This window comes from Kocuria salsicia (assembly GCF_007681555.1).
Classification (GTDB): domain Bacteria; phylum Actinomycetota; class Actinomycetes; order Actinomycetales; family Micrococcaceae; genus Kocuria; species Kocuria salsicia.
In genome coordinates this window covers 477,821-491,731 of record NZ_VELE01000001.1, presented here as the reverse complement: position 1 = coordinate 491,731, position 13,911 = coordinate 477,821, and the positions used below count along the sequence as shown (strand labels likewise).

At 72.9% G+C, this 13,911-nt stretch carries 7 protein-coding genes; 5 read left to right on the top strand and 2 right to left on the bottom strand.

Going from position 1 to position 13,911, the window contains the following annotated elements; translation table 11 throughout:
• The first annotated feature begins 56 nt into the window (after positions 1-56).
• Positions 57-1,376, top strand: coding sequence for a glutamate-1-semialdehyde 2,1-aminomutase (gene hemL / locus FS770_RS02140; RefSeq protein WP_145009558.1), 1,320 nt, complete (start codon positions 57-59; stop codon positions 1,374-1,376).
• 249 nt (positions 1,377-1,625) lie between these two features.
• Here the strand turns inward: hemL and FS770_RS02135 are convergent, their stop codons facing one another.
• Positions 1,626-2,324, bottom strand: coding sequence for a 3'-5' exonuclease (locus tag FS770_RS02135; RefSeq protein WP_144942204.1), 699 nt, complete (start codon positions 2,322-2,324; stop codon positions 1,626-1,628).
• A 366-nt stretch (positions 2,325-2,690) separates the two neighbouring features.
• Between FS770_RS02135 and FS770_RS02125 the strand changes: the two genes are divergently transcribed.
• Together FS770_RS02125 and FS770_RS02120 are read left to right on the top strand one after the other, a co-directional pair.
• Complete coding sequence (locus FS770_RS02125) at positions 2,691-6,128, top strand: ATP-dependent helicase (RefSeq protein ID WP_145009555.1); 3,438 nt, start codon at positions 2,691-2,693, stop codon at positions 6,126-6,128.
• A gap of 2 nt (positions 6,129-6,130) precedes the next feature.
• The gene (locus FS770_RS02120; protein WP_342353647.1) at positions 6,131-9,727 is read left to right on the top strand and encodes an ATP-dependent helicase; all 3,597 of its coding nucleotides are present in this window, start codon (positions 6,131-6,133) and stop codon (positions 9,725-9,727) included.
• On the opposite strand, the gene FS770_RS02115 is transcribed toward FS770_RS02120, so the two are convergent.
• Complete coding sequence (locus tag FS770_RS02115; protein ID WP_244944698.1) at positions 9,724-11,040, bottom strand: macrolide 2'-phosphotransferase; 1,317 nt, start codon at positions 11,038-11,040, stop codon at positions 9,724-9,726. The genes FS770_RS02120 and FS770_RS02115 overlap by 4 nt on opposite strands.
• Before the next feature lie 85 nt (positions 11,041-11,125).
• Here FS770_RS02115 and nudC point away from each other — a divergent pair, with 85 nt between their 5' ends.
• On the top strand, positions 11,126-12,100 hold the full coding sequence (nudC, locus tag FS770_RS02110) for an NAD(+) diphosphatase (RefSeq protein WP_145009549.1): 975 nt from the start codon (positions 11,126-11,128) through the stop codon (positions 12,098-12,100).
• Positions 12,101-12,102: 2 nt separating this feature from the next.
• Entirely contained in the window at positions 12,103-13,902 is a 1,800-nt protein-coding gene (locus tag FS770_RS02105) for an ATP-dependent helicase (protein WP_425323818.1), read from the top strand.
• Positions 13,903-13,911: the final 9 nt, after the last annotated feature.

Below are 13,911 nucleotides of genomic sequence, written 5' to 3'. Positions count from 1 at the left end.
TGCCGCGCCACGGTGTCCCCGGGAGCCGCTCCCGGCGAAAGGAATGAAGTGATCTCATGAGTGTTTCGCAAGAACTGTTCGACCGCGCCCGTCGGGTGATGCCCGGGGGAGTGAACTCCCCCGTGCGCGCGTTCAACTCGGTGGGCGGCACCCCGCCGTTCATCGCCGCAGCAAAGGGCCCCTACCTCACGGACGTGGACGGCCGGGAGTACGTGGATCTCGTGTGCTCGTGGGGTCCCGCCCTGCTGGGCCACGCCCACCCCGTGGTGACCGAGGCCGTGCACGAGGCCGTGGAGCGTGGGCTGGGCTTCGGTGCCTCGACCCGCGGGGAGACCGAGCTCGCGGAGCTCGTGGTGGACCGCGTGGCACCTCTGGAGGAGATCCGCATGGTCTCCACGGGCACGGAGGCCACCATGACGGCCCTGCGCCTGGCCCGTGGCTACACCGGGCGGGACCTCGTGGTGAAGTTCGCCGGCTGCTACCACGGCCACGTGGACTCCCTGCTCTCCGAGGCCGGTTCCGGGGTGGCCACCCTCGCCCTGCCCGGTTCCGCCGGAGTCACGGCCGCCACGGCCGCCCAGACGCTCGTGGTGCCCTACAACGATCTCGCCGCCCTCGAGGCCGTCTTCGCCGAGCACCCGGGAGAGATCGCCGCCGTCATCACCGAGGCCGCCCCCTGCAACATGGGCGTGGTCACCCCGGCGAACGAGTTCAACGCTCAGATCCGGCGTCTCACGCAGGACAACGGCGCCCTGATGATCCTCGACGAGGTCCTCACGGGCTTCCGTGTGCACGAGGCCGGCTACTGGGGACTGAGCAACGAGCACGGCGAGGACTGGGCCCCGGACCTCTTCACGTTCGGCAAGGTCATCGGCGGGGGACTGCCCACTGCCGCACTCGGCGGACGCCGAGAGATCATGGAGCACCTGGCGCCCACGGGTCCCGTCTACCAGGCGGGCACGCTGTCCGGGAACCCCGTGGCCATGGCCGCGGGCCTCGCCACCCTGAAGCTCGCGGACCGGATCGCGTACCAGACCATCAACCGGCGCTCGGAGCAGCTGCGCGCCGGGCTGCGCGAGGCGTTCGACGCCGCCGGGCTCGACTACTCGCTCCAGGAGGCGGGCAACCTCTTCTCCGTGGCGTTCGGCACCCGCGAGCACGGCGTGCACGACTACGCGGACGCCAAGGCGCAGGAGAGCTTCCGCTATACCCCGTTCTTCCACGCGATGCTCGATGCCGGGGTCTACCTCCCGCCCTCGGTCTTCGAAGCCTGGTTCCTCTCCGCGGCCCACGACGACTCGGCGATGGAGCGGATCCTCTCGGCACTGCCCACCGCCGCGGAGGCCGCTGCCTCCGCGCAGCCGCCGCAGGACTGAGCGGGCACCCCGGGCCGCCGCACACGGTGGCCGCGAGGATGTGACAACGGCGCGGCCCCTTCACGGGGTGCCGCGCCGTTTTTCTCTCGGCAGGTCGGCAGGTCGGCAGGTCGGCAGGGCAGCGGGGCCGTCTGAGCCAGCGGGTCAGCGGGCAGCGGGGTCACCAGGGTGCTCGGAGCGGAGGTGCCCAGAGGCGCGGGCGACTCGGCGCGGCCGTGACCAGGGCGCGGGTGCGCGGGGCGGAGGACGTCAGGGGCGCGGGTGCACGGGCCAGGTGCCGTCCACCACGGCGGCTGGATCCTTGCGCCGGAAGTACTCCTGCAGGGAGGCGGCCTGCTCGGCGGCCCACCCGATCTGCTGCTCGTGCAGCCGGGCGGCGGGCTGGCGCAGCTCGGCGAAGCGCGTGGCGAGCGCGGTGGCGAGGCGCTCGGTGGCGAGGGCGTCCGCGGCGGAGGTGTGGGCGGCGTCGAGCACCACGCCGTACTCCTCGCACAGCGCGCCCAGGGTGCGCTTGCCGCGGCGATAGCGGTGCACCTGCTTGTTGAGAACGAACGGGTCGAGCACGGGCAGCGGTGCGGGCGCGGTGAGGCCGTGGCGTTCGTTCTCACGCGCGAGGACCGTGAGGTCGTAGGCGGCGTTGAAGGCGAGCACCGGCACACCGTGGTCCCAGAGCCCGGCGAGGACGTCGTCGAGCTCCGCGGTGACCTCCGCGGCGGGGCGGCCCTCCGCGCGGGCGCGCTCGGTGCTCACGCCGTGCACCGCTGCGGCCTCCTCGGGGATCTCGACCTCGGGGTCCGCAAGCCACTCCCACTCCCGCAGCACGTCCCCGGAGGGCGAGACCAGCACCACGGAAGCCGTCACGATACGCGCCTGCTGCGGGTCCCGGCCGGTGGTCTCCAGGTCGAAGCACGCGCGGGGACCGTCGGTCCACGACGAATCTGGGTCCACGAGGGTGCCCTCGAGCGGGTTCACGGCGGCGCCACTGAGCGGTGCGCCCGTGGCGGGCGGCTGCGGGGAGCCGACGACGTCGGGCGCGGCGGTGCCGTGCGGCGCCAGGTCCCGGGGCGGTTCTGCGGGAGCCGTCGGCGCGGCGTCCACCTGCGGGGAGTTGACGTGCGGTGCCTCGAACAGGGCGGGCTGGCCAGGGAGCGCCGGTTCCGGGGCCGGGTCACCGGCGCCGGCCGGCGGCGTGGGCGCGTCGAAGAGCGCGGGCTGGTCGGAGTCCTCGGGACGGTGCGCGGAAGCCATGACCTCACGGTACCGGGAGCCGCCGACATGCTTATGAGTGTCGGAACGCCGTGGTCTGATGTGGTCATGCAAACGCAGCGTGAAGCGTCCTGGCGCGTCCTGCCGCCGCGCGGACTGGGCTCGGCCCAGGCCCCCGCGGTGCTGGACCCGGCTCAGGAGAGGGTTGCGGACCTGCCGCCCGGCCACGGTCCCGTGCTGGTCCTCGGCGCCCCGGGAACGGGTCGCAGCACCGTCACGGTCGAGGGCGTGGTGCGGCGCATCGCCGCTGGCGCGGATCCCCAGCGCATCCTCGTGCTCACGCCGTCGCGGGAGACCGCCGCCACGCTGCGGGACCTCGTCAGCAGCCGGGCCGCAGCGACCATCAGCACGCCGCTCGTGCGGGCCTGGCAGGCCTACGCGTTCGACGTCCTGCGGCGCGCGCTGGCCGAGGGACTGCTCCCGGGGGTCGCCACCGCCCCCGTCCTGCTCTCCGGGCCCGAGCAGGATGCCTTCCTCGCGGAGATGATGCGCGGCCACGAGGCCGGGTACGGGGGCGCGGTCGTGTGGCCCCCGGAACTGGACCAGGCCTTGGGCACGCGGGGGTTCCGTGGGCAGCTGCGGGAGCTCTTCGACCGGATGAACGAGTACCGTGTGGCGCCTGAGCAGCTCGCGGCCTGGGCCGAGCCCCTCGGCCATCCGGAGTGGCGCACTGCCGCGGCGTTCCGAGCCGAGTACCAGCAGATCCGGGCCCTGCGGATGCCGAACGCGTTCGACCCCTCAGAGCTCGTGGACCGGGCCGCGGGCGTCCTGGAGGAGAATCCCGAGTTCCTCGCCCGGGAGCAGCAACGGCTGGATGCCGTGCTGGTGGACGACCTCCAGGAGGCCACCCCCTCGGCCCACCGGCTCATCGGTGTGCTCACGCGCGGCCGGGACGCCGTCTACACGGCGGATCCTGACACCACAGTGCAGGGATTCCGCGGCGCCCGTCCGGACCTGTTGCGCACCCTGGAGGAACGGGTGGCCACTGCGGCCCACCCCCTGCAACGGCTGCACCTCGGCACGAGCCACCGCATGCCGCGGCAGGTGAACCTGGCATGGCAGCGGGTCGCGCGCGCGGTGTCCGTCGTGGCGGGTGCCCGCACCGACCGCTCGCCCGCGCCGCCGGAGACCGAGGGTGAGGATGCCCGCGTGGGCTCGGTGCGGGTGGCGCTCTTCGAGTCGCCGACCGCCCAGGCACGCTGGTGTGCGGACCACTTCCTGCGGCTGCATGTGCTGGACGGTGTGCCGTACCGGGAGATGGCCGTGGTGGTCCGCAGCGGCTCCCAGCTATCCGGGCTCACCCGTCAGCTCGCCGCATTGGGAGTCCCCACCACCACCTCCGCGGCGGAGACGCCGCTGCGGGACGAGCCCGCCGTGATCCCCCTGCTCAACGCCCTGCGCATCCTGCTGGCGGCGCAGGACCGCGGCGTCGGGCCCCAGGACGCGTTGAGGAACGCGACGGACGGTGCGGCTGAGACAGCAACAGACACAGAGACCGGGGACGGGACAGACGCCGCCGGGGACCTGGACCGTGACGAGCGCGGCACCATGCTCACTGCCACCGCGGCCGTCTCCCTGCTGACCTCGCGGATCGGCGGCGCCTCACCCATGGAGGTCCGCCGGATCCGCCAGAAGCTGCGCGGCTACGAGCTGCGCACGGGCGGTGGCCGCACGAGCGACGTCCTCCTGGTGCAGGCCCTCACGGACGGGGTGCTCCTCGAACTCGCGGAGGTCCGCTCGGACGCTGCCGCCCGTGTCGCGGACATGCTGCTGGAGGGCCAGAACGCGCTCCAGGAACCGGGGGCCACGGCGGAGTCCGTTCTGTGGGCCCTGTGGGAGGCCTCGGGCGTTGCCCCGAGATGGCGCCGTCGTGCCCTGGCCGGTGGAGCGGAGTCGGTGCGCGCGGACCGGGACCTGGACGCCGTTGTCGGCCTGTTCGAGGCCGCCGAGCGCTTCGTGGACCAGGTTCCCGGCGCCACGGCGCGTGCGTTCATGGAGTACATGGACCACCAGGAGCTGCCCATGGACACCCTCGCCGCGCGCGCGCCCGCTGAGGACAACGTGGCGGTGATGACACCGGCGGGGTCCGCGGGACGGGAGTGGAAGCACGTGGTGGTGGCTGGCGTGCAGCAGGGCGTGTGGCCCAACACGGCACTGCGCGGGCAGCTGCTCGGCACGGACGTCCTCACGGACGCGCTGGACCACGGGCCGGAGCAGGCCCTGCGGCTAGGGGTGGTGGACCGGCTGCGGCAGGTGCGCTTCGACGAGCTGCGCCAGTTCTCGACCGCCGTCTCCCGGGCGGGGGAGAGTCTCGTGGTCACTGCCGTGGCCTCGCAGGACGAGCAGCCCTCCGAGTTCGTGAACCTGGTGGTAGGGAACGAGGGACAGGACACCGGGATGGTCGTCGAGCACCTCACCGCACCCGAACCCCTCACCCTGCGGCAGCTCACGGGCACCCTGCGCCGCACCCTGACCAGCGGCGCCTCCGACGAGCACGAGCGGGAGGCAGCGGCTCGGCTGCTGCACGATTTCGCCACCGCGGCGCAACCGGTGCGCGGGGCGGCCCCCGACGAGTGGTGGGGCCACGCCCCGCTCTCCAGCGAGGAAGCACTGTTCGACGCCGAGGAGGCGGTGCGTGTCTCGCCGTCCAAGATCGAGACGATCCACCGTTCACCACTCGACTGGTTCGTCGCCGAGGCCCGGGCCACCGAGGTCACGGACCTCAGCCGCAGCCTGGGCACCCTGGTCCACGACATCGCCGAGAACATGCCGGAGGCGGACGCCACGGAACTGGTGGCCGAACTGCGACGCCGCTGGCCCGCGCTCGGCATGCCCGCCGGGTGGACGGGCGCGCAGGAGCTCGAGCGCGCGGAGGAGATGCTCCGCAAGTTCGCCCAGTACGCCCGGGACATGGGTGGCAAGCACGGACGGCGGCTGGTGGGCGTGGAGGGAAGCTTCGAGGTGCTCGTGCGGGACGCCGCCAGGGATGCGCTGCTCACGGGTCGGGTGGACCGTCTCGAGGTCGACGCCCACGGACGCCATGTGGTGGTGGACCTGAAGACGGGCCGCTCGAAGCCCTCCAAGGAGGACCTCCCCGAGCACCCCCAACTCGCGGCGTACCAGGTGGCGCTGCAGGCCGGGGCCGGGCAGGCCATGGCAGAGCTCAGCCGCGCCGAGGACCTGCACGAGGCGCACCGGCCCGAGCGGATCGAGCTGCCCGAGGGAGTCGTGCTCGCCCAGCCTGGTGGTGCCCTGCTGGTCCAGCTCGGGGACGCCACGAAGACCCCGGGCGTCCAGGTGCAGGAGCCGCTGGACGAGGAGCAGAGCTGGGCGAGGGAACTCATCACCCGGGCCGCCGCACTGGTGGCGGGAACCCGGTTCGAAGCGCGCCACACGGCGGCCCAGGAGTCCGGGTTCGGCATCCGGTGCTCGGTGCCGTGGGTGTGCCCGCTGTGCGCACAGGGGAGACAGGTGACGGAGAAGTGACCGTGCAGCAGAACTTTGAGGAAAAGGTCCGGTACTCGCCGGAGCAGATCGCCGAGGCGCTGGGGGAGCACCCGCCCACCGAGCAGCAGTCGACGGTGATCTCCTCGCCGCTGACGCCCCGGCTGGTGGTGGCGGGAGCGGGGTCGGGCAAGACGACCACCATGTCGGACCGCGTGGCGTGGCTCGTGGCCAACGAGCTCGCGCAGCCGGAGGAGATCCTCGGCGTCACGTTCACCCGCAAGGCCGCCGGCGAGCTCTCCCAGCGGATCAACCACAAGTTGCGCAAGCTGCGCGCCACGGGGCTGATCACCGAGCCGGACGACGGGGACGACGCCCCGGAGGCCGTTCAGGAGCCCACCGTGAGCACCTACCACTCCTACGCGAACTCCCTGGTGCGCAGCTACGGCCTGAGACTCGGCGTGGAGTCGGACACCGTGCTGCTCGGGCAGGCCCAGGCATGGCAGCTGGCCCACGACCTCGTCCAGGGCTGGGACGGGCCCCTGCCCGCAAAGGTTCCGGCGGCCTCCACACTCACCACGGGACTGATGAAGCTCGCCTCCGAGGCGTCCGAGCACCTGGTGGACGCCCACCGCGTGCGCGAGTACGTCCACAACCTGCGGCTGCGCTGCCAGGGCGCTCCCCCTGCCGGCCGCAAGCGCAGCCCCGGGGGCAAGGTCAACGACGCACTGGCCCGAATGGAGCAGACGGAGGTCCTCGCCGAGCTCGTGGAGCGCTTCCACGCCGTGAAGCGAGTCGACTCCGCACTGGACTACGGGGACCTGCTCGCCCTGGCCGCCCGGATCGTGCAGGTGGACCCCCAGGCCCGCGCCGTCGAGCGGGACCGTTTCCGCGTGGTCCTCCTGGACGAGTTCCAGGACACATCCCACGCCCAGCTCGCCCTGTTCGCCGGGCTGTTCGGGGAGGGGCACTGCGTCATGGCGGTGGGGGACCCGCAGCAGTCGATCTACGGGTTCCGTGGCGCGTCCTCCGGGCAGCTGTTCAGCTTCGTGGAGAACTTCCCGCGCAGAGGGGCCTCCGAGGAGGACCCGGCACAGTTCGCGGACACCAGTTTCCTCACCACCGCGTGGCGCAACAGTCTCTCGGTGCTGGACGTGGCCAACACCGTGGCCCAGCCCCTGCGCACACCCCCGCCGTGGAGCCGCTCGGCCGCCACCGTGGAGGTCCCCGCACTCGACCCCGCCCCGGGCGCGGTGCGGGGCAGGGTCCGGGTCAGCAGGTTCCTCACGGACACGGAGGAGGCTCGGGAGGTCGCCGGCCGCATCCACGAACAGCGTGCTGCGCACAAGGGCCAGCCCCTCGAGGAGATGCCCACCATGGCGGTGCTGTGCCGCCGTCGGGCCCAGTTCGAGCCCCTGCGCCTGGAGCTCGAGGCGCTGGACATCCCCTACGAGGTGGTGGGCCTGGGCGGGCTGCTGGACACCCCGGAGGTCGGCGACGTCGTCGCCATGCTGTACGTGCTCACGGATCCGGGCCGCTCGGACGCGCTCGCCCGGCTGCTGACCGGCGCCCGCTGGCGGCTCGGCACCCGGGACCTCGCGGCCCTCGGCGACTGGGCCGCGGCGCTCGAACGAGGCCACGAGCGCGCGGCCCGGGGCGAGACCGACGATCCCACCCGCGCCGACGGCGGTCCCGCCGGGGACATCACGGGCGGGAACGCCACGGGTGAGCACGCACCGGGTGGGCACGCACCGGGTGGGACCGACGCAGCCGAGGAGACGGTCGTCATGGCGGACATCGTGGACCGGGCGAGCCTGATCGAAGCCCTGGAGACCCTGCCCCGCGAGGACTGGGTGTCCCCGCGGGGTCGCAGCATCACCCCGGAGGGGATGCGAAGGCTGCGGGCGCTGCGCCAGGATGTCCGGGAGCTGCGACAGGTGCTCGGAGACGAACTGACCAGTGTGCTCCACGAGGTGGAGATGGTCCTGGGCCTGGACGTGGAGCTCGCCGCCCTGCCGGACACGGATCCGGTGCACGTTCGGCGGAACCTGGACGGTTTCCACGACCAGGCCGTACAGTTCACGGCCACCACGCGCACGCACGACGTCCCGGCGTTCCTCGAGTGGCTGGAGGCGGCCTCCCACGAGGAGAACGGTCTGGAGCTGCCGCCGTCGCACACCCGGCACGACGCCGTCCAGCTGCTCACGGTGCACGCCTCCAAGGGGCTCGAGTGGGACCATGTCCACGTGCCCGGGCTCAACCGGGACGACTTCCCCAGCAAGAACCCGTCCGCGTGGACGGGGGAGGCGGCCAAGCTGCCGTGGCCCCTGCGTGGGGACGCCCACCAGCTGCCCCAGTGGGAGGCGCGCACCGAGGACGTGCGGGAGCTGGAGGAGTCCTTCGCCGAGTTCCTGGAGGACGTCTCGGAGCACGACCTGGCAGAGGAGAGGCGCCTCGCCTACGTCGCGTTCACGCGCGCCAAGTCCCTCCTTGAACTGTCCGGGAGCGTCTTCCGGGGGGCCTCCAAGGGTGCGAAGGACCCGTCGCCGTTCCTGCTCGAGGCGCGGGAGCTTGCAGAGGGGGTCAGCGCAGGTATCGAGCTCGGACCGTGGGTGGAACCGGAACCCGGTACCGCCAACCCGCAGCTGGACACCCGGGTCAGCGCCCTGTGGCCCTACGACCCCGTCGAGGGCCCGGAGATCGTGCGCACCGCGCGGGACGCAGAGGGGGAGCTCACGGAGACTGTGCTGCCGCCGGCGCACCGGGGGCGTCGCGCCCGGTTGGACGGCGCGGCCCGTGCCGTGCGCGAGGGTGGCTTCGACGCGACGCGCGACCTCACGGACCAGGATCTCGAGTGCGGCCCCGCGGGAGATCTCGTGACCCGGTGGCGGCGGGAGGCGGAGCTGCTGCTGGCGCGTCGTGAGGCCACCGACGAGCTGCGGACCGTCCACATGCCGTCCCACGTGTCAGCCTCCGCACTGGTGGCCATGGACACGGACCCCGAGGAGTTCGTGAGCACCCTGCGGCGGCCCATGCCGCGCCGTCCGGGCACCGCCGCCCGCGCGGGGACCGCGTTCCACTCGTGGGTCGAGGACTTCTTCGGGGACACGGCCATCTTCGACCTCGACGAGCTGCCCGGCTCGGACGACTACGTGGACGAGGACCTCGACCTGCCCCGTCTCACGGAGACCTTTCGGCGCAGTCCGTGGGCCACCCTGCAGCCCTATGCGATCGAGCTCCCCGTGGAGACCCCGGTGGGCTCGCTCACCGTGCGCGGCCGCATCGACGCCGTGTTCCGCACAGGGGACGGCTGGGAGCTCGTGGACTGGAAGACCGGCCGGGTGCCGCGAGGACGGGACCTGCGGCGCAAGGCGGGGCAGCTGGCCCTGTACCGGCTGGCCTTCGCAAGGCTGCAGGACGTGCCCCTGGAACGGGTGTCCGCCGCGTTCTACTACGTGGCCGCGGACGAGGTGGTCCGTCCCCACGACCTCGCCGGGGAGCGTGAGCTCGAGCGGATCGTGGAGTCCCTCTACCAGAGGGGCGTCCCTGGCTCGGATCAGGACCCGGATCGGGGCCCGGGCTCCGAGACCTGGCCCGGCCGGACGCGGCGGTCGAATCCGGCGGAGGAGGCTGGGAACTAGGCGTCGGTGCGCCGGCTCACCGCGGCGGCGGTCGAACCACCGTTCCCGGGACGGGCGGGCCGGAGCCGGGGCCCGTCGTCGCCCGCGGATGTGGCTCCGGGGGCTGTAGAAGCCGTTCCCTGTGTCCCGGTCGCCACACCGTCCGCGTTCTCCGCAGCACCCGGGCCCGGCACACTGTCGGGAGCGGACGGGCCGTCCAGGTCCGATGCCGCGGGACGCCCCCACGACCCGACCCGGCCGGTCGTTCGGCCGAGGGGCGACGGACCGTGCTCGTCCACATCGAGGCCCGTCACCGTCGCGTCCACCGTGGCCCGAGCACCGGGCGCGTCCACCCCCGGGGTCGGCGAGGCACTTGCGCGGACGTCCTGCGCGAGCGTGGCGAGCATGCGCTCGGCGTTGTCCACCATGGACGGGATCCCGCGGTCCACGCCGCGCACGAGCCACTCGGCGAGCGCGAACTCGGCCTTGAGGTGCGCGCGCCGCAGCAGGTGGCGGTCCGGCGGCTGCACCGCGCTCACGGAGTACGCCTCGAGCACGGTGTCCACGAAGGTCGGGTCTGCCATGCCCACGAGCCACGAGAAGTCCTGGGCCGGGTCGCCCACATGCAGGTCGCTCCAGCCGGTGAAGGAGACGAGCGACCCGTGGTCCACGGTGACGTTGTCCTCGTGCAGGTCGCCGTGGACCACGCGGGTGGAGAACTGCCAGAGGGTGGTGTCCTCCAACGCGTCCTCCCAGCGGCGCAGCAGCTCACCGGGGATCAGCCCGGTGGTGGCCGCCTGGTCGAGGTCGTGCAGCATCCGCTTGCGGCACTGCTCCGCAGAGTAGGCGGGAAGGTCCGCGTCCATGACGAGGGCGCGGGGCAGAGAGTGCAGGGTCCCGAGCGCGCGACCGAGCTGCACCGCCAGCGGTGCCCGTGGCGCGGCACTCGGGGAGGGCACGTGCAGGGGCGGCTCGGGGTCCTCGTTCTGCCGCTGCAGCTGCCGGAGGCTGAGGGTGTGCCCGGGCAGGTGCGAGTACACGAAGGTGCGCAGCCCGTTGTGCGCCACGGAGCCGGCCACGGAAGGCAGGTGGAAGGGCAGGCGGGCGCGTACGGAGGGTGTGAAGGCCTGCAGCACCAGGTGCTCCGTCTCGAGGCGCATGCTCGACTCGGTGTTCAGGGGGCTGCGGACGCGCCAGCGCCGACCGTCCGCGTCCTGGATGATGCACGAGCGGAAGTCCGCGGGGTCGTCGGGGGAGGGACCGGTGGCCACAGGGGCCACCCCGGGCACGGCTGCGGCCGCCACGGCGGCTAGCAATTCGGGGGTCGTCCTCACCTCACCCACCCTACCGGCCTCGGCCCGGGGCGGGCTGTCCACCGCGGCCCGTGAGGATGTCCGGACCCCGGTCTACAGTGGTCGGGTGATCTCATCCCAGGACCGTCCCGGCGCCGTCGCGCCACTGCTCGACGACGCCCAGCTGCCCTTCGCCGGGCGCCCGTTCGACCGGGACGCGGTCGCCCGGGAGCACAGTGATCTCGTGGCTGAGGCGCTCGCCTCGCCCACCGCGCGGGTGCTCGTGCTGCGGGGCTCCCAGGCCCCCGCGCGCGACGGCGCCCTGGTCCTCCCGCTCGTGGCGGAGGTCCCGGGACCCACGGATGATGCCCGCCGCCCGGACGTGTACCTGGGCCGCCTGGCGGACGGCACCCAGGTGATCCTGCGCACCTTCCCCGAGGACACCCAGCTGTCCGGTCTCGACGGTGCCCGGTGGGAGGGGCTGCGCACGCTGGCCACCGTGGTGGACCCCGAGCAGACGTCGTTGCTCGTCACGGCGCAGGCGGTGGCCTTGTGGCACCGCGACCACCCGCGGTGTCCTCGCTGCGGGGCGCTCACGCAGAGCATCCGCTCCGGGTGGGCCCGGCGCTGCCTCGAAGACGACTCGCTGCACTTCCCCCGCACGGATCCAGCGATCATCGTGGCGGTGGTCGAGGACGGCCCGGACCCCGCCTCGCAGCGCATCCTGCTGGGCCGCTCGGCGGCATGGGCCGGCAACATGTACTCCACGTTCGCGGGTTTCGTGGAGCCTGGGGAGTCCGCGGAGCAGGCGGTGGTCCGCGAGGTCGGGGAGGAAGCGGGGATCACCGTGCACACGGTGCAGTACCAGGGCTCGCAGCCCTGGCCGTTCCCGCGCTCCCTGATGCTCGGCTTCCGGGCTCTTGCGAGTTCCGACGCCGCCGTGGCGGACGGCGAGGAGATCCTCGAGGTCCGCTGGTTCACCCGGGAGGAGCTCGTGGCGGCTGTCACGGACGGCACCGTCACCCTGCCGGGCGCCGTGTCCATCGCACACGCCCTGATCGTCAGCTGGCTCGGTCACAAGCTGCCAGAGACCGGGTGGTGAGCGTGGCGGAGCAGCGTGTCGAGGAGCAGAGCGCGGAAGAGCGGATCCTGGGCGGGCTGGACCCGGAGCAGCGAGCCGTGGCCACCACCCTGCACGGGCCGGTGTGCGTCCGGGCCGGAGCGGGCACGGGAAAGACGCGAGCGATCACGCACCGGATCGCGTGGGGGATCGCCTCCGGTGTGTACACCCCGCAGAAGACCCTGGCCCTGACCTTCACGGCGCGGGCGGCCAACGAGATGCGGCAGCGGTTGCGCGTGCTCGGGGCCCCGGGCGTGCAGGCCCGCACCTTCCACTCGGCTGCGTTGCGGCAGCTGCAGTACTTCTGGCCGCAGGCCGTGGGCGGGCCGCCCCCGGAGATCGTGAACCACAAGGCCCGGCTGATCACCGAGGCGGCGCAGGCCATGAGGCTCACCACGGACCGCGCGACCGTCCGTGACGTCGCCGCGCAGATCGAGTGGGCGAAGGTCACCATGCTCACCCCGGACACCTATGTCCAGGCGGCGGAGGGCCGTGACATGCCCGCGGGTTGGGACGTGCGCACCATGCAGCGGCTCTACCAGTCCTACGAGGACCTCAAGGCGGACCGCCACCTCATCGACTTCGAGGACGTCCTGCTGATCACCGTGGGCATCCTGGAGGAGGACGAGCGGATCGCGGCGGCGGTGCACTCCCAGTACCGCCAGTTCGTGGTGGACGAGTACCAGGACGTCTCCCCGCTGCAGCAGCGCCTTCTCGACGCGTGGCTTGGCTCCCGGGACGACCTCTGCGTGGTGGGGGACGCCTCCCAGACCATCTACTCGTTCACCGGGGCCACGTCCCGGCACCTGCTGGAGTTCCCGGCGCGCTACGCGGGTGCCACGGTCGTGGAGCTCGTGCGGGACTACCGCTCGAGCCCGCAGGTGGTCAACACCGCCAACAGGCTGCTCGCGGCCCGCCGCCCCACACTCGGCACCGCGCCGGACACATGGGCCACCCCGCTGCGGCTCGTCTCGCAGCGCCCGGCGGGGCCCGAGCCCACCTGGAACGAGTATCCGGACGACGAGGCCGAGGCCGCCGGCGTCGCGGTCCGTGTCCGGGATCTCATCGACGACGGCGTGGCGCCCCACGAGATTGCCGTCCTGTTCCGCACCAACGGGCAGTCGCAGGCCTTCGAGGCGGCGCTCGCGGACGCTGACATCGGCTTCCAGCTGCGCGGTTCAGAGCGGTTCTTCAACCGTCCCGAGATCCGCCATGCCATCGTGCAGATCCGCTCCGCCGCCCGCACCGAGGGTGCGGACCGGGCGGACGTGCCCCAGCAGGTGCGGGACATGCTGCGCTCGCTCGGCTACAGCGACCGCGCGCCGCGCTCGGACAGCGCCACGCGGGCCAGGTGGGAGTCGCTGCGCGCCCTCGTCTCGCTGTCGGACACCATGGCCGCCCGGGCGGCGGAGAAGGACGAGACGCTGTCACTCGCGGGTTTCGCCCAGGAGCTAGAGCGCCGCGCCACCGCACAGGAGGCACCCGTGATGGACGGGGTCACGCTCGCCTCGATGCACTCCGCGAAGGGCCTCGAGTGGGACGCCGTCTTCCTGGTCGGGCTGTCCGAGGGGCTCATGCCCATCTCCTTCGCAGACACCCCGGAGGCCGTGGACGAGGAACGACGTCTGCTCTACGTGGGGATCACCCGCGCGCGCGAGCACCTCGTGTTCTCGTGGTCGCTCTCGCGCACGCCGGGTGGCCGCCCGAACCGCTCGCGCTCGCGGTTCCTCGACGCCGTGCTGCCCCCGGCGTCGGGCGCGCCCGCGCGCCGTCGTTCCCGGTAGGACGACGAC